The organism is Aureimonas altamirensis, from assembly GCF_001463885.1.
GTDB lineage: Bacteria > Pseudomonadota > Alphaproteobacteria > Rhizobiales > Rhizobiaceae > Aureimonas > Aureimonas altamirensis.
The window spans coordinates 100,107-116,896 of record NZ_BBWQ01000011.1 but is presented as its reverse complement, the minus strand read 5'-3'; the positions used below and the strand labels follow the sequence as shown (position 1 = coordinate 116,896).

Below are 16,790 nucleotides of genomic sequence, written 5' to 3'. Positions count from 1 at the left end.
GCGGTCACACCCTGTCGCAGGCATCACGGCAGCGGCAGAGCGCCTGCACCAGATACTTGGCCACCATGCTTTCCGATACGCCGAGGCGCGCGGCAATGCGGGCATGCGTCCAGCCATGGCAGCGGGCCAGCAGCAGCGCCGTGCGCGGTTTGGGGGGCAGGGCGGCCAGCGCGCGCGCCAGCGCTTCCAGCGATTGCCTGTCGATCAGGCATGTTTCGGCCGAAGGCGCCATGTCCGCCACGGCGTTGAGCGCTTCATCGTCCGAAATCGTCCTGTCGGTGTGGCGCCGCTCGCGCCGGACGAGGTCGATGGCGATGTTGGCGGCGATGCGCAGGATCATCGCCTGCCGGTCCTGCACGGCGGCGCCACCCATGTCGCACAGCCGGATATAGGTTTCCTGCATGGCGTCTTCGGCAAGGTCCCGGCTGCCGACACGGCGCTGCAGCCGGCTGGCCAGGCTGTGCCAGTGCGTCAGGTAATCGGCCAGAAGCTCGTTGGCGATGGCGCGTGCCGCCATGATGGTCCCCGGAATGTCCCTTGGGAAAACCTGATTGCATAAATCCACTTTGACTGCAAACAGCGTCTATGCGGGTATCCGGATCATGGCGCGCAGGCCGCCGAGCGCCGACTCCGACAGGAGGATGTCGCCGCCATGGCTGCGGGCGATATCGCGTGCGATGGCCAGGCCAAGCCCCGTTCCGCCATCGTCGATGTTGCGCGCGGTGTCCAGGCGGACGAAGGGTTTGAAGGCTTCCTCGCGGTCGTCCGGTGCGATACCCGGTCCGTCGTCCTCAACCGTGACCGTCAGCCATCGGCCCTCGTGCCGGGCCGTCACCTCGACATGGCCGGCATGGCGCAACGCATTGGCGACCAGATTGCCGATGGCCCGCGTGAAACTGTCCGGCCGCACCAGGATCGTCGGGTCGCCCTCGATGGTGGCGATCAGGCTCTTGCCCTTCATCGCGGCTTCCGTCTCGAAGCGGGCGAGGATCGATTCCAGATCGAGGACGCCGACTTCCTCGCCGGCTTCGCCGCGCGCGAAGGCAAGATAACCTTCCAGCATGCGCTGCATCTCGTCTACGTCGCGCTCCAGCTCGCGGCGGTCCTCGCCATCGGCAAAGAAGGTGAGCTGCAGGCGGAACCGTGTAAGCACGGTGCGAAGGTCGTGGCTGACGCCGTTCAGCATCTGGGTGCGCTGCTCGATCTGCCGTTCGATGCGGTCGCGCATCTGGATGAAGGCAAGCGCCGCCTTGCGCACCTCCTGGGCACCCCGCAGCCGGAAATCCGGCGGCAGCGGCTGCCCGCGGCCAAAGCCTTCGGCGGCCGATGCAAGCTGCTGGATGGGCCGGATCTGGTTCCGCAGGAACAGAACCGCGATCAGGATCAGCACCAAAGAGGTGCCGACCATCCAGACGATGAAGATATGGGTGTTGGACGCATAGGCCGAGTTGCGCCGCGCAAAGACGCGCAGCATGTGATTGTCCAGCTGGATGCGGATTTCGACAAGGCGGGAATCGCCCACAGTGTCGATCCAGAAGGGCCGGCCGATCTGCGCGGTGATCTCTTCCGACAGGACGCCGTCCAGAATGTTGAAGAAGGGCTTGGGCGCCGGGGCGGGCAGGGGCTCCGGCGGCAGCACCAGGATGTTGAGATCCAGACTGTCGCGCGCGATGCGGGTGATCTCGGTGAAATCGGGATCCTGCGGGAAGGTTTCAATGACATCGATGACGGCCGCGATGTCCTGCACCACCGCTGCGGACAGCCTTTGTGTGACCGTCGCCCAGTGACGCTCCATGAAGACGGAGGCAACCACCGCCTGCAACAGGACCATGGGCGCGATGATGATGATCAGCGACCGGGCGTAAAGACCCTTCGGCGTGCGCCGCGACAGCCATCGCATTCCCGGCAGGTCGCGCAGGCGCGGCAGCCATCGCGGCCGGCGCGGCATGCGCCAGCGGGTGGATGATGACGCGCGCCCGGTCGGCAGAAGGCGCTTGAGCGCCGGGAAGGGGCGCAGGTTCAATCGACGTTCAGCCGGTAGCCGATGCCGCGCACGGTCTGCAGCCAGAGCGGATTGGCCGGATCGCTTTCGATCTTGCGCCGCAGCCTGTTGATCTGCACGTCGACGGTGCGCTCGCCCACTTCGCCCTCGCCGCCCAGCAATTCGTGGCGCTGGACGGTTTCACCGGCATTGGCGGCAAACTGGGCCATGATTTCCTGCTCCCGGTCGGTCAGCCGGATCAGGTCGGCGCCGCGCTTCAACTCGCGCCGCGACAGGGAGAAGGTGAAGGGCCCGAAGCGCACGTTCTCCACTTTGTGGATCTGGGGAGGCGCTCCCCGGCGCAGGATGTTGTTGACGCGCAGCAGAAGCTCGCGCGGGTCGAAGGGCTTCGGCAGGTAGTCGTCCGCGCCGGCCTCCAGCCCGTTGATCCGCTCTTCCGTCTCGGACAGTGCCGTCAGCATCAGGATGGGGGTTTCGCGCGTCGCCGAAAAGCTGCGGACGAGATCGAGCCCGCTTTCCCCGGGCATCATCACGTCCACCACCAGAAGGTCGAAATCGAGCCCGCCCAGGATGCGCCGGGCCTCTGCGGCGTCCGCGGCCACCGAGACCCGGAACCCGTGCTCGGACAGGAATCGCGACAGAAGGCCGCGAATGCGCCTGTCGTCGTCGATGACCAGGATATGCGGGGCATCGTCGTCGGGCTTGCGGCCGTCGACCGCAGCGGCGGGCTGGACATGGCTCATCGACGTTCATCCTCCACAATGCCCTGCCGGGCAAACCATTCGCGCGTCGCTTCCCCGTCCTGCCCCATCAGCCGCAGGAAACGGTGGATGGAATCGGAATGGCGCTGTCCGGTGCCGGCCATGGCCAGGTCAATGCGCCGCGCCTGCGCCCGCGACAGTTCCAGTGTCAGCTCGCGGCCGCGCGCCGTCGGAAACAGGAGCCGCTGGCGGCGGTCGTCGTCGCCGGGCAGGATGGCGATGAAACCCTCCTCCACGAGCTGGCGCAAGACCCGCGACAGCGACTGCTTGGTGATCTGCAGAAGGTCCAGGATTTCGGCGATGGTCATGCCTGGGGCGCGGTTCACGAAATGCAGGATGCGATGATGCGCCCGCCCGAAGCCGTATTGCGCCAGAAGCTCGTCGGCATCGGCGGTGAATTCGCGATAGGCGAAGAAGAACAGCTCGATGAGCCGAAAGTCGACCGAGCCGGTCGTGGGCAGCGCTTCCCGCTCGATATCGGTCGGGTCGGCAGGAGGGTCCGTCAGGTCAAGCAAGGTAAAATCCGCAAAAATAGGTCAGCATTGTTGACGTATCCTGACGTTATTGTTACACGCAACACCGCAACGTGGAAACACTCGTCATGCCGGTCGAACCCCGATAAGGTCGGCCCGGGGACAAGTCCCCGGGAGGCATGAGCCGCCGTTCCGCGGCTGCTATGATGTGGCGCATTGCCAAGCGGCAAACCGGATATCCTCTTTGCCAGACAATGCAATGGACAGGAAAGGCCGCCCGCAGGGCGAGGGGAGAAAAATGAGCGTTCCATTCGATCAAATGGACGGACAGATCTGGTTCAATGGCGAATTCGTCGACTGGAAGGATGCCAAGGTCCACGTACTGACGCATGGCCTGCACTATGCCAGCGCCGTATTCGAGGGCGAGCGCGCCTATGGCGGCGAAATCTTCAAGCTGCGCGAGCATACGGAGCGGCTGATCGAGTCCGGCCGAATCCTCGGCTTCACCGTGCCCTATGGCGCGGACGAGATCGACGCGGCCTGCAACGAGCTTCTGCGGCGCCAGGGCTTCAGCGACGCCTATGTGCGCCCCATCGCCTGGCGTGGGTCGGAATCGATGGGCGTTGCCGCCCAGAAGAACCGTATCAACCTCGCCATCTCGATCTGGCAGTGGCCGAGCTACTTCGACCCCGAGCAGCGCATGAAGGGCATCCGGCTCGACATCGCAGAGTATCGGCGGCCCGATCCGCGCACCGCGCCGTCCAAGTCCAAGGCGGCCGGCCTGTACATGATCTGCACCATCTCCAAGCATGCGGCCGAGGCCAAGGGCTATGCCGATGCCCTCATGCTGGACTGGCGGGGGCAGGTCGCCGAGGCGACCGGCGCCAACATCTTCTTCGTCAAGGACGGCGTGGTGCACACGCCGACGCCGGATTGCTTCCTGGACGGGATCACGCGCCGCACGGTCATCGATCTTGCCAAGCGCCGCGGGCTCGAGGTTCAGGTGCGGGCGATCCAGCCGGAAGAGCTGGAAGGTTTCAGCGAGGCGTTCCTGTGCGGCACTGCCGCCGAGGTGACGCCGGTCGCGGAGATCGGGCCCTATCGCTTTACCCCGGGCACGATCACCCGTCAGCTTGTGGAAGACTACATGGCCGAAGTTCAGCCCAAGCGGCTCGCCGCCGAATAGGGCAGCGGTTGCGAGGCAGGCCAGGGTCTGGTTTGCAGCGCGCGAAAAGGCCGGATCGGGAGGCGGGGTGGCCGTTGGCCGCCCCGTTTCCATGTTCACCGTCCTGAACCATCTGTATCGCGGAGACCATGCGACATGACCAGACTTGCGGCCGAGATCGTCCCCGTCACGCCGTTCCAGCAGAATTGCTGCATCCTGTTCGACGTGGAGGAAAAGCGCGGCGTGGTCGTGGATCCGGGCGGCGATGTGGATGACATCGTGGCGGCGATCGAAAAGGCCGGCGTCGCCATCGAGGCGATCTGGTTGACGCATGGCCATATCGACCATGCGGGCGGCGCGATGGACCTGAAGGAGCGGTTGGCGGGTATCGACATCGTCGGCCCGCATCGCGCCGACGAATTCCTCATGCAGCGGATCGAGGATCAGGCGGCGATGTTCGGGGTCGGGGCCGGTTACCGCAACGCGACGCCGGATCGCTGGCTGGTGGATGGCGATGCGCTGGCCATCGGGCCGCACCGCTTCGAAGTTATCCACGCACCCGGCCATTCACCGGGGCACGTCGTCTTCTTTCAGCCGGAAGCCAGGTTCCTGCATGCGGGAGATGTGATCTTTGCCGGCTCGATCGGCCGCACGGACCTTCCCGGTGGCGACCACGCGACCCTTATCGATACCATCCGCACACGCATCCTGCCGTTGGGCGACGATGTCGGCTTCATATGCGGGCATGGCCCCGGCGGGCGCCTGGGCCAGGAAAGGCTGACGAACCCCTTCATCCGCTGATCGGCCGTACCAACCGCGGAGCCAGGATATGATCAGGGGTGAGTTGCGGGAGCGGCCGGGTCGTCGCGGACCCGCCCGATCCTGTCATGACATCGCGCTGAGCCGCGATCCGAAGAGTGTCAGTCGTCGGCCTGCAGGTTGACGGCCTTGGGGCCTTTCCCGCGCTTGTCCGGCTCCATGTCGTAGGAAACCTTCTGGTTCTCCACGAGGCCGGACAGGCCCGAAGCCTGAACGGCGGAGATATGGACGAAGATGTCCGCACCGCCATTGTCGGGCTTGATGAAGCCGAAGCCTTTTTCGGTGTTGAAGAATTTGACCGTGCCGGTCTGAGCCATGCTGGAACCCTTTTCCTAAGGCTATTCGTGTCGCCCTTGCGGGCATGGCAGGCAAGTCTTGATGCGAGGAAAAGGAGCCGATACATCGCAGGCCGCATAAGCGGGCCGCTCGGGGAATGCGCCCCCGATACGCAATTCGTCCATTACCCGTGTTCGCAAAATTGCCCGAACGTCACTTTTGTGAATGCCAATCAAAGACTTTGCAAGCAAAACTTTTGTGCATGACTGCTCAAAAAGTAGCAGGTCCAGTGGTCGATGCGGACCTGCTTCGCAAATGTATGTGAAGCGAACTAATCTGCAAATGGTGACGCCTGTCACCTGTGTTCGCTGCTGCCGGGCATCTTCAAACCGGTCCGTGCGGCGCTTGCGGAGGAATGACATCCTAAGTCGAAATGCCGGCCGGAGGGCCGATTGAGGGTCTCACCCTTTTCCCGACGCTCTTGAGTCCCAGATTGGGGGCATCCCTTCGTGGACGCAGACGTTCGCGACAAGAGTTAAGTCAAGGAGTTTGGACGATGAGACACCTCATTGCCGCCGCCCTCGCCACCACGTTTATCGCTTCGGTGGGCGCTGCCCATGCACAGGCGCCTGCCATGCAGCAGGACATGGAGCCCTCGATGCAGACGGGCACGCCGGTCGGCGGCAGCGCGCCGGTGGACAATGTCCTGGGCACGGGAGCGCTTCCCGGGGTCGGTATGGGCAGCTCTTCCGCGCCGGACACGTCCGGCATTTCCGGGCCTGGCGGCCTGCAGAACGGCATCGGCGCGCAGGGCGTGGCCGCTCCGAGCCTGTCCGGCTCGGCCGTGACCAATGATGGGTCGGTGCCCGGAACGGGCCAGTCCGGCTTCGGCATACCGCTCGATCCGCAGCCGGCGACCGGCAACTAGGCCGCCGCTGAACGCCCGCTTTGCCTACTGCCCCGGTCGGCCTGTCTTGCCGGGGCGGCGCTTGCGCCGCTTCTCGTCGCCCGGGTCCTCATAGGAGCCCACACCGATCCGCTCCCGGCGGATCGGACGCGCATCGCCCTCCGGCTTTGCCGGCGCCGCGCCACCGACCGGCTTTTCGGTCCGGCCGACAGTCATCTCATCCAGCGTATTCTTGCGGAACAGCGATCCGCCGGCTTCGCCGCGCGGCGCCAGCGGTTCTCCGCGTGGGCCGAAGCGCGGGTTGGCCGGCGCCTTCGATCTGCCGCGCCGCTTGCCGCCTTCGGCGTCCGATATATCGCGCGCCAGCGGGTCGTCCGCGATGGCCAGCTCGGTTGCCTGAAGGCGCTTGATTTCGTCGCGCAGCCGCGCCGCCCGTTCGAAGTCGAGATCGGCCGCCGAGTCCCGCATCTCCTTTTCCAGATGCTCCAGATGGCTCTTGAGGTTGGAGCCGACCAGGGCGCCTTCCCGGGCGTTCGGCCCGGTATCCACCCGCACGTGGTCTTTTTCGTAATAGGAATCGAGGATATCGGCGATCTTCGCCTTGACGCTTTCGGGCGTGATGCCGTTGGCCTTGTTGTAGGCTTCCTGCTTCTCGCGGCGGCGGTCCGTTTCCGCGATGGCGCGCTCCATGGAGCCGGTCATCCTGTCGGCATACAGGATCACCCGGCCGTCAACATTGCGCGCGGCGCGGCCAATGGTCTGGATCAGCGACGTCTCGGACCGCAGGAAACCTTCCTTGTCGGCGTCCAGGATGGCGACCAATCCGCATTCCGGGATGTCCAGCCCCTCACGCAGCAGATTGATGCCGACCAGCACGTCGAAGGTGCCAAGCCGCAGATCGCGGATGATCTCGATCCGCTCCAGCGTGTCGATATCCGAATGCATGTAGCGGACGCGGATTCCCTGCTCGTGCAGATATTCCGTAAGGTCCTCGGCCATGCGCTTCGTCAGCACGGTGCAGAGAACGCGGTAGCCGTTACCCACCGTCTCGCGGATTTCGCCGATCAGATCGTCCACCTGGCTGCGCGCCGGGCGGATTTCCACCGGCGGGTCGGTCAGGCCGGTGGGGCGGATCACCTGTTCGGCGAAGACGCCACCCGATTGCTCCAGTTCCCATGCGCTCGGGGTTGCCGACACCGCCACGGTCTGTGGGCGCATGGCATTCCACTCCTCGAAACGGAGTGGCCGGTTGTCCATGCAGGATGGCAGGCGGAAGCCGTACTCGGCCAGCGTCGCCTTGCGGCGGAAGTCGCCACGGTACATCGCGCCGATCTGCGGCACGGTGACATGGCTTTCGTCGATGAAGACGAGGGCATTGTCCGGCAGGTACTCGAACAGCGTCGGCGGCGGATGGCCGGGCTGGCGCCCCGTCAAATAGCGCGAGTAGTTCTCGATGCCGTTGCACGACCCCGTCGCCTCGATCATCTCGATATCGTAGTTGACGCGCTGCTCCAGCCGCTGCGCCTCCAGCAACCGGCCGGCGCGGTTCAACTCCACCAGCCGATGGCGCAACTCTTCCTTGATCGACTTGACCGCCTGCTGCAGCGTCGGGCGCGGCGTCACATAGTGCGAGTTGGCGTAGATCTTCACGCTTTTCAAATCGTCGGTCTTGCTGCCCGTCAGCGGATCGAACTCGGCGATGCTCTCGATCTCGTCCCCGAACAGCGAGATACGCCAGGCGCGATCCTCCAAGTGGGCGGGGAAGATCTCGATCGTGTCGCCCCGCACCCGGAACGAGCCGCGCTGGAAGTCCATGTCGCGGCGCTTGTACTGCTGGGCAACGAGATCGGCCAGAAGCTGGCGCTGGTCGAGCCGGTCGCCCACCGTCATCTGGAAGGTCATGGCGGTATAGGTCTCGACCGAGCCGATACCGTAGATGCACGAGACGGACGCGACGATGATGACGTCGTCCCGCTCCAGAAGCGCCCGGGTGGCCGCGTGGCGCATCCGGTCGATCTGCTCGTTGATGGAGCTTTCCTTCTCGATATAGGTGTCCGACCGGGGCACATAGGCTTCCGGCTGATAGTAGTCGTAATAGGAAACGAAATACTCGACGGCGTTGTCCGGAAAGAAGTTCTTGAACTCGCCGTAGAGTTGCGCCGCCAGCGTCTTGTTCGGCGCAAGGATGAGCGCCGGCCGCTGCGTGCGCTCGATGACGTTGGCAACGGTGAAGGTCTTGCCGGAGCCCGTCACGCCCAGCAGAACCTGTGTCTGCTCCGTATCGGAAATGCCCGATACGAGATCCTCGATGGCCTGCGGCTGGTCGCCCTTCGGCGTGTAGTCGGAGGCGATGCGGAAATTGTGCCCACCCTCCGATTTTTCTGGCCGATGCGGCCGGTGCGGCACCCAGATCTCGCCGTTCTTCAACAGCGGGTTGCCCTCGGAGATCAGGCGCGTCAGCGCCTCCACCGTGGCGGTGACGCCGCTCTCCGGCAGGGCGGCGGCGTCCTCCAGGCTGATATCCATGCCGGCCACGGGGTTGAGCCCGGCGCGCGCGCGCGCCTTGGGGTCCGCCGTGCCGCCCATGGACGTACCGCGCGCCGTGCGCCCGGAACTGGCCTTGCCGTCGCTCTTTTTGCCCTTGCCGCCCTTCGAGCCGGCCTTGGCCGGCTTTTCGCCGGATGTGTCGGCGGCTTTCTCCGCCGTCTCCTCCAACTGCTCGGCGATGGCATCCGCCCAGCCGGACACCGCCCCCTGGTAGGGGGTGGCATCCCAGTTTGGCTGCGGCGCCTCGCGCATGCCGCCGGGCTTGTTCAGCGGCTCGGATGCGTCCGAAAAGTCGAGCGTCGGCGAGCGACGCGGGGAGGGTTTCTTGGAGTCGGCCATGGCGGGAATATGGGCCGTTGCCACGGTCGTGAAAAGGCCTGCGATGATCTTCATCTTTCGCTTACCAAACACGCCCTACAGTGGCACTCGTCCGCTTGAGTTTGCGGGGATTGAGAGGCGATCTCCCTTGGGTTCTGCGTATGGGGGATGGCATTCGACTGCGGCCGCCGCCGCGTGTATGGCGGCGGCGGGCACGGTCCGGCCCTAAGCCTGGCGCTCCCAGTACCAGGCCACATACATGTTCCCGCGCGCGTGGCCACGACGCTTCAGGAGCGTGCGAACAGAGCGGACATCCTGCTTTTCGCAGGCCACGAAGACAAACGTATCGCCCGACATGTTTTCGATGGCCGCGCCGATGGCCTGGCCGAGCCTGCCGCCCTCGTCCGGCGCGTAGCCGCTGCGATGCAGCCAGGTCACGTCCAGCCCCTCGATGCGCGGCAGATACCGCTCTTCGCCGGCATCTTCCACTTCGATGATCGCTCTTGCGGACGCGCCGGGGGGCAGTTCCTCCACGATCCGCGCGATGGCCGGCAGCGCACTTTCGTCGCCGGCAAGCAGGATCGACTGCGCGCGGGGTATGCCGCCGCTGCCCGGACCCAGCAGGGCGACACGCTCGCCCGCTTTGGCATCGCGGGCGAAATCCGCTCCCGGCGTGGGGCCGTGGGAGGATGGATGCTGCAGGAAGTCGATGGACAGCTCGCAGCGCGCCGCATCCACCGCGCGGATCGTGTAGGCGCGAACCACGGGCGCATCCTCGCCCTCGGGCCAATCGACCCGGCCGTCTGCGCGGTAGCCCGGCCAGACGGGTTCGCGGCCACGGGCGGGAATCAGCAATCGAACATGGATATCGCCGTGCAGGAAGGGCTCGATATCGGCGCACCGGAAGACCACACGGCGCATGTTGCGGGTGACGTCATAAGCGGCGACGACCGTGGCTTCATGGAGGTTCGCAATCACCCCCTGCGGTGGGGGCGCCCGCCAGGTCAGGTCCAGCGGTTCCGCACCGGCGAAATAGAACATGTGCTCGGCCAGGTGGTTGCGGCTGAGGTCCAGCTCGGCCTGCGACGGAGAGGCCAGCTCGATCTCGATGCGTTCGCCCACAAGGCGAAGCACCGTCGATCCAAGCTCGTCCGTCAGTGTGGCGGTATCGCCGACACGCCGCACCTCCGCATGCTCGACGAAATGGTCGCAGACTTCATCGAGCATGCGCCGGCCATCGGCCGGCGTCGCCGCGCCGGCAAGCCTGAAGGCGAAATGTCCACTCATGCGTCGCTCTCCCGGGTGGATTGGTCCGGCACGGGGGCCGGTGTCATGCGGTGGCGGCCGATGGGCAGCATCATGGGCCGGCCCGAAAGCGGATCCGCGACGATGCGGCTGTGGATGCCGAACACATGGTGCACCATCGCTTCCGTCAGCACGGCCTCGGGCGGACCCATGGCGTGCAGGCGCCCGTCTGCCATGGCGATGAGCGCGTCGCAATAGCGTGACGCCAGGTTGAGATCGTGCAGCACCATGACGATGGTCGTGCCCCGTTTCTCATTGAGGTCGATGAGAAGGTCGAGAACCTCGACCTGATGGCGGATATCCAGGAAGGTGGTCGGCTCGTCCAGCAGAAGCACGTCGGTCTGCTGCGCCAATGCCATGGCGATCCACACTCTCTGGCGCTGTCCACCCGAAAGTTCGTCGACGGGGCGTTCCGCGAGCTCCATGGTTTTGGTGGCTTCCAGCGCCGCCGTCACGGCATCTTCGTCGGCCCGGCTCCATCGGGACAGGAGGCCCATATGGGGGTTGCGGCCACGGCCGACGAGATCGAGCACGGTGATGCCCTCCGGCGCGATCGGCGATTGCGGAAGCAGGCCCAGCCTGCGTGCAAGCTCGCGCGGGGCCGTCGCGTGGATATCCTTGCCGTCCAGCAGGACATGCCCGCCCTGCGGGCGCAGCAGGCGGGACGCGGCGCGCAGCAAGGTCGACTTGCCGCAGGCGTTTGCCCCGACGATCGCGGTGACCCGGCCCGCTGCGATCGCAAGGTCCAGCCCATGGAGTATGGTTGCGCCTCCATAGCCCGCCACGAGTTGGCTGACGGTCAATCCACGATCCGTCACAGCGATCTCCCCGTACGATTGGTGCGAATGATGAGATAGAGCAGATAGGGCGCTCCGAGGGCGCCCGTCACGACGCCGACAGGCAGGCGGCTCGGCAACAGGTACTGGCCGCAGAAATCGCCCGCCAGAACAAGGATCGCGCCGACCAGCGCCGAGGGTACCAGCAGCGAGCCGTTGGACCCGGCGATCCGCGCCGCGATGGGGCCGGCCAGGAACGAGACGAAGGCGATCGGCCCCGTCACTGCCGTGGCGACCGCGATCATGCCGACTGCCGAGATCATCACCACGATCCGCGTTGCGGAAACGCGCGTGCCGAGGGCGGCGGCCATATCGTCGCCCATGCGCAGCGCCTCGAGGTCGCGCGTGCGGGACAGGAGCAGCGTCCCGAACAGGATCAGGGCGGCCAGAAGCGGCAGCGCCTGGTCCAGCCTGGCGCCGTTGACGCTGCCCGTCAGCCAACGGATCGCTTCCTGGCGGCTCCATTCCGGGGCGTGGAGCAGCAGATAGGCGATGAAACTCTGCACCATCGCGGAAATGCCGATGCCGATCAGGATCAGGCGGGTTCCGGCCTGCCCGTTGCGGATCGACAGAAGGTAGATCAGCAGCGCGACGGCGAGCCCGGCCAGAACGGCCATGAGCGAGACGACGGGCCCGCTGAGCGCCAGGACGACGATGGAAAAGACCGCGGCGGCACTTGCGCCCGAACTGATGCCGATAATGTCCGGACTGGCCAGCGGATTGCGCAGCATCAACTGGAAGGCGACCCCGGCGAGGCCGAAGCTGAGACCGGCAAGAAGAGACAGCACGGCGCGCGGCAGACGCAAGGTGCCCACGGTGAAGCCGACCCCGGCGACGGGCTCGCCCATCAGCACGCGGACGACGTCGCCTGCCGGCACGTAGGATTGGCCGAACATCAGCGACAGCGCGAAGATGACGGCAAGAAGGGAGACGAGAAACGCCCGCAGGCCAAGCCGGCGCCGTGCCTGCCCGCTGCGGATGGCGGCGATCGTGGTTGAGGTTGCCGCGCTCACAGTTCGCGCACCCGGCGGCGGCGGACGATCCAGATGAAGAGCGGCGCGCCGATCAGCGCGGTCACGATGCCGACGTCCAGCTCCGCCGGCCGGGCAAGGATGCGCCCCATGATGTCCGCCGCGGTCAGAAGGGCCCCGCCCGCGATGGCGCAGGCCGGCAGCAGCCAGCGATGGTCGATGCCGACCAGCAATCTGCAAGCATGCGGGACGACAAGCCCGACGAAGCCGATGGGCCCGCACAGGGATGTGGCCGCACCGCACAGCAGTATCGCGCCGGTGGCCGCGCCGATGCGCGCCAGCGCAACCCGCTCGCCCAGCCCGGCGGCGAGATCGTCGCCGAGGGCCAGAAGGTTCAGTTTGCGGGCGCAGAGCAGGCTGATGACGAAACCCGCAACGAATATCGGCAGGATGGCCAGGGTCCGCTCCATCGTCGCGCCGCCGACGCCGCCGATCTGCCAGGCCTGGATTCCGCCGGCGATATCGTTGCGCGGAAGGATGACGGCGATCACCAGCGAGGAAAACGCGATCGACGTGGCCGCGCCGGCCAGGGCCAGCTTGAGGGGCGTGGCACCGCCGCGCCCGAGCGACCCTATGGTGTAGACGAAGACGGCCGTGGCGGCGGCGCCCAGGATGGCGGTCCATACGAATTCGTAAGGCGTGGACATGCCGAACCAGACAATACCGATGACGACCGCCAGCGTCGCGCCGGTGTTGACGCCGAGAATGCCGGGATCGGCCAGGGGATTGCGCGTCATGCCTTGCATCACGGCGCCGGACAGCGCAAGTGCGGCCCCTGCCAGAACGGCCAGCAGCGTTCGTGGGATGCGCAGATCGATCGTCGCCCGAAGCAGCTCGTCGCCGCCACCGGACAGCGCCGTGGCGACGTCCGACCAGCTCGTCACGCGGGTGCCCACCGCCAGCGACAGCGCGCAGGCGAAGGAAAGCGCGATCAGCGCCCCGAGCAGGCACAGGCTTCGCAGCCGGTTCGACTGCCGTCGAACCGGTACGACCTTTGCGATGGGGCCGGCGCCTTGCGTCATTCGGCCTTGGCGGCAGCCTCTGCCAGCAGCCGCACGTAATCCTTGAGCACCCACGATATGGACAGCGGCGTCGGATTGGCCGCCGTTCCGACGGGGTCGCGCCCGAGGCCGATGACGGCACCGTTGCGGATTGCCGGCAGCGTTCCGATCAGGGCGTTGGACTTCACCTGCTCGATGGCGGCAGGGTCGCCATAGGTGACGACGATATCGACATCGTCGAAAAGGTCGACGCGCTCGGCGCTGATCGAGCCGGAGAACAGCCCGCTTGCCGACGCCTCCCGAACGCTTTTCGGAGAGGCAAGGCCGAGATCCTCGAAGAACTTCACGCGGGTGTCGTTGGCCGTATAGAAATTGATGGTACTGAGATCGAGCGGATTGATGTGCGTCACGAACATCGCGGTCTTGCCGGCAAGCTTCGGATACGCCGCCGTCGTCTCGGATATCTCCGCCTCCAGCCGCGCGATCAGCTCTTCGCCCTGCGTCTCCATGCCGATGCCCATGCTGTTGAGCCGGATCATCTCGCGCCAATCCGTGGCCCACGGCGCCTGCGGATAGGCGACCACGGGGGCGATCTGGGACAGGGTGTCGTAATCCGCCTGGCTCAGCCCGGAATAGGCGGCCAGGATGACGTCCGGCCGGCTGGCCGCGACGGCCTCGAAATCGATGCCGTCGCCCTCGTCGAAGATGGCGGGGGGCTGGCCGCCGAGTTCGGCCAGCTTTTCGGCCACCCAGGGCAGAAGCCCGTCATCGTCGTCGTCGCCGAAATTGGCGCGCGCAAAGCCGACGGGGATGACTCCGAGCGCCAGGGGCACCTCGTGATTGGCCCAGGAAACGGCAGCAACCCGTTCCGGCTTCCGTTCGATGACGGTCGTTCCCAGCGCGTGCTCGATGACGATCGGGTAGGTCTGTTCGGCCCTGGCCGCCGCCATCGCACAACCGAGGGCGGCAAGCACCAGCAGGACGGCCGAAAACCGGCGATACAGCTTCGTTCTCATTGTCGCGGCGGCCCTTACCACGTGTAACGCAGGGTCACGTCGAGCTCCTGCCCCGTGTTGTAGAAATCGGCTCCGAAGCCGCCATAGGCGACGTACTTCTTGTCGAACAGGTTTCGCGCATTGGCCTGCAGAGTGGCGTTTTCGGCGATCTCGTACACCAGCACCGCGTCGAACTCCGTATGGCCGCCGACACCGATCGTATTGGCGTCGTCGAAGTAGTACTGGCCCTCGTAGCGGGCGCCGACGCCGAAGGTCAGGTTGCCGCGCCATCCGGATGCCGGAAGCGTGTAGGTCAGGAATGCAGAGGCGATGTGCTCCGGCACGAAGGCGGGCCGGTTGCCTTCATTGCCGAGCGTGCCGTTTTCGACGATCTCGGAGTCCAGGTAGGAGTAGCTGCCGATGAGGTTGAAGTTGTGCGGCAGCTCTGCCTTGGCTTCGATGTCGAGGCCGCGCACCTCGATCTCGCCGATCGGCACGCGCTGCAGCGTGATCGGGTCGGTGCGGGTGAGGTTGTCGCGCTTCAGATCGTAGATCGATGCGGTGATGAGCCCGGGGAAGGCATCCGGTTGGTACTTGACACCGACTTCATACTGCTCGCCCGTCTCCGGCGCGACGCCGATGGCGGCCGGCACGACCGACTCCGAATAGCTGCCGAACACCGCGAACTCGTTGGTCACGAGGTAGGTCAGGCCGAAGCGGCCCGTCGTCTCGCTGAGGTCGTCGGACAGGGTGACATCCGTCAGCTTGTTGGTCTGCTCCAGATCGAGCCAGTCGTTGCGGATGCCCGCCGTGGCGATCAGGCGGTCGAAGAAGGTCAGCTCTTCCTGGGCGTAGAGGGCCCGCGTGCGCTGGTCGGTGCGCTGGCTGGAGAGCAGGGGCACGGAGGACGGACCGCCCGTGTAGATGGGGTTGCGTATATCGATGGACGGCGCGGCCCCGAACAGCGTGTCGTTGTCGCCCGATGCGTCGCGATACTCGAAGCCGAAGAGTGTGCGGCTCTTGATGTTCTCGAAGGTGGTTTCGTAAAGGCCGTGGACATCGCCCACGAAGACGTCAGCCCCGCTGTCGTTGCCGAAGAAGGAGCGGCCCGCGAGGGAAGAGCCCGGCGCCGGCGAACGGGCGATATAGGCATAGCCGTAATCGCTGTCCGTGCTGGAGTAGCGCGCCGTCGACGCGATCGAGAAGCCATTGTCGAAATCATGGTCGAAGAAAAGGCTGACCGTGTCGCGCTGCGTGCCGCGATAATTGTACGACGGCTCGCCGAAGAACTGGCTTCGTCCGAAATCGTAGCCGATCGGATGGCCGCCGCCGCCCGGTACGCTGTCGATGTAGAGGTGATCGTAGACGATGCTGAGGTTGGTGAATGCCGTGGGGCGCCATGTGATGCCGCCCTGGAAGAACTTCTCGTCATCATTGGAGAAGTCGTATTCCTTGTCGGCGTCCTGCAGCTTGCCGGTGACGCGCACCGAGACCGTGTCGTCGGCGGTCAGATTGGTGCCGCCGTCGAACCCGATCTCCTTGTGGTTGAAGGAGCCGCCCGTCACATAGACTTCGCCGAACGTATCCCGCCGTGGGCGCTTGGTGATGTAATTGATCGCCCCGCCGGGGGCGGCAAGGCCGAAGCCGCTGGAGTTGGCGCCGCGCAGAACCTCGATATTGTCGAAGGCATAGATCTCTTCGCGCGGGGCGCCGAAGGGCAGGCCCAGCGGAAGTCCGTCGCGGAAGGCATAGGCATCCAGGCCGCGGATCCGGACGAAATCGAAACGGTCGTCGGAGCCGTAGAAGCCGGTGGATACGCCCGCCGTGTAATCGAGTGCCTCTTCGACGCTGCTCGCGTTGCGCAGGGCCAGCTCCTCCGGCGTGATGACGGACACTGAGGCCGGCGTTTCCAGCATCGAGGTCGGCATGCGGCCACCGGCGGTCGTCTCCTGCACGATCAGGCCGCTATAGTATCCGCCGCCGAATATGCTGCTGCCGTCATTGTTCTCGACGACGATCGTATCCAGCACGATGGCGCCGCCATTCTGCGCGGTAGGGGCCGTCTCCTGTGCGCTTGCGGCCTGGGGCGCGGCCGCCAGGAGCGTGCACCCGGCCAGAAGCGAGGCGCTGAGCGCGCGAAGCCGGAAACCGTGGGCAGGGGAGGGAAGCGATCGGCTCGTCATGGGGGCGTCACTCATACTGAACTGGGATGTCTAAGCCGCAGCGATCGCTTCGGCTGCTCCCGTCAGGCATGAATATGAGCTATCGAGTCAAGTTATTTCCGGCCCGTCACGGTCGTGGCGGTAAACCTCGGTGTTCGTGTGTTGCCGGTGGGCGACAGCTACGTCCGTGTG

The 16,790-nt window shown here is 65.7% G+C and carries 15 protein-coding genes; 3 read left to right on the top strand and 12 right to left on the bottom strand.

What is annotated here, in order from left to right:
• Nucleotides 1-4: 4 nt before the first annotated feature.
• From AUL31_RS08250 to AUL31_RS08235, 4 genes are all read right to left on the bottom strand, one after another.
• Nucleotides 5-517, bottom strand: coding sequence for an RNA polymerase sigma factor (locus tag AUL31_RS08250; protein WP_060604297.1), 513 nt, complete (start codon nt 515-517; stop codon nt 5-7).
• A gap of 66 nt (nt 518-583) precedes the next feature.
• Entirely contained in the window at nt 584-1,900 is a 1,317-nt protein-coding gene (locus AUL31_RS08245) for an ATP-binding protein (protein WP_060605246.1), read from the bottom strand.
• A gap of 119 nt (nt 1,901-2,019) precedes the next feature.
• The gene (locus AUL31_RS08240) at nt 2,020-2,745 is read right to left on the bottom strand and encodes a response regulator (protein WP_060604292.1); all 726 of its coding nucleotides are present in this window, start codon (nt 2,743-2,745) and stop codon (nt 2,020-2,022) included.
• Complete coding sequence (locus AUL31_RS08235) at nt 2,742-3,278, bottom strand: MarR family winged helix-turn-helix transcriptional regulator (protein WP_060604288.1); 537 nt, start codon at nt 3,276-3,278, stop codon at nt 2,742-2,744. The genes AUL31_RS08240 and AUL31_RS08235 overlap by 4 nt, the downstream gene beginning before the upstream one ends.
• Before the next feature lie 217 nt (nt 3,279-3,495).
• Here AUL31_RS08235 and AUL31_RS08230 point away from each other — a divergent pair, with 217 nt between their 5' ends.
• Nucleotides 3,496-4,422: a branched-chain amino acid aminotransferase gene (locus tag AUL31_RS08230; protein WP_409359958.1), complete on the top strand. Its 927-nt coding sequence runs from the start codon at nt 3,496-3,498 to the stop codon at nt 4,420-4,422.
• 135 nt (nt 4,423-4,557) lie between these two features.
• Complete coding sequence (locus tag AUL31_RS08225; protein ID WP_060604281.1) at nt 4,558-5,202, top strand: MBL fold metallo-hydrolase; 645 nt, start codon at nt 4,558-4,560, stop codon at nt 5,200-5,202.
• Between the two features lie 119 nt (nt 5,203-5,321).
• Here AUL31_RS08225 and AUL31_RS08220 read toward each other — a convergent pair whose 3' ends face one another.
• Nucleotides 5,322-5,537, bottom strand: a complete 216-nt coding sequence (locus tag AUL31_RS08220) for a cold-shock protein (protein ID WP_039188609.1) — start codon at nt 5,535-5,537, stop codon at nt 5,322-5,324.
• Between the two features lie 515 nt (nt 5,538-6,052).
• Here AUL31_RS08220 and AUL31_RS08215 point away from each other — a divergent pair.
• Nucleotides 6,053-6,424 (top strand): hypothetical protein, encoded by a 372-nt coding sequence (locus AUL31_RS08215; RefSeq protein WP_060604278.1) that lies wholly within the window; start codon nt 6,053-6,055, stop codon nt 6,422-6,424.
• Between the two features lie 24 nt (nt 6,425-6,448).
• Here AUL31_RS08215 and uvrB read toward each other — a convergent pair whose 3' ends face one another.
• The 7 genes from uvrB to AUL31_RS08180 all read right to left on the bottom strand — a co-directional run bounded on the left by uvrB (nt 6,449) and on the right by AUL31_RS08180 (nt 16,619).
• Entirely contained in the window at nt 6,449-9,289 is a 2,841-nt protein-coding gene (gene uvrB, locus AUL31_RS08210; protein ID WP_060605243.1) for an excinuclease ABC subunit UvrB, read from the bottom strand.
• 204 nt (nt 9,290-9,493) lie between these two features.
• Nucleotides 9,494-10,555 carry a siderophore-interacting protein gene (locus tag AUL31_RS08205; RefSeq protein WP_060604274.1) on the bottom strand — a complete coding sequence of 354 codons (1,062 nt, stop codon included), beginning with the start codon at nt 10,553-10,555 and terminating at the stop codon, nt 9,494-9,496.
• On the bottom strand, nt 10,552-11,391 hold the full coding sequence (locus AUL31_RS08200; protein ID WP_060604271.1) for an ABC transporter ATP-binding protein: 840 nt from the start codon (nt 11,389-11,391) through the stop codon (nt 10,552-10,554). Before AUL31_RS08200 ends, AUL31_RS08205 begins: the two co-directional genes overlap by 4 nt.
• Entirely contained in the window at nt 11,388-12,356 is a 969-nt protein-coding gene (locus AUL31_RS20280) for a FecCD family ABC transporter permease (RefSeq protein WP_409359957.1), read from the bottom strand. The genes AUL31_RS08200 and AUL31_RS20280 overlap by 4 nt, the downstream gene beginning before the upstream one ends.
• A 62-nt stretch (nt 12,357-12,418) precedes the next feature.
• Nucleotides 12,419-13,462, bottom strand: a complete 1,044-nt coding sequence (locus AUL31_RS20275) for a FecCD family ABC transporter permease (RefSeq protein WP_060604264.1) — start codon at nt 13,460-13,462, stop codon at nt 12,419-12,421.
• Complete coding sequence (locus AUL31_RS08185; RefSeq protein ID WP_060604261.1) at nt 13,459-14,457, bottom strand: iron-siderophore ABC transporter substrate-binding protein; 999 nt, start codon at nt 14,455-14,457, stop codon at nt 13,459-13,461. The genes AUL31_RS20275 and AUL31_RS08185 overlap by 4 nt, the downstream gene beginning before the upstream one ends.
• A gap of 14 nt (nt 14,458-14,471) precedes the next feature.
• Entirely contained in the window at nt 14,472-16,619 is a 2,148-nt protein-coding gene (locus AUL31_RS08180) for a TonB-dependent siderophore receptor (protein WP_060604258.1), read from the bottom strand.
• Nucleotides 16,620-16,790: the final 171 nt, after the last annotated feature.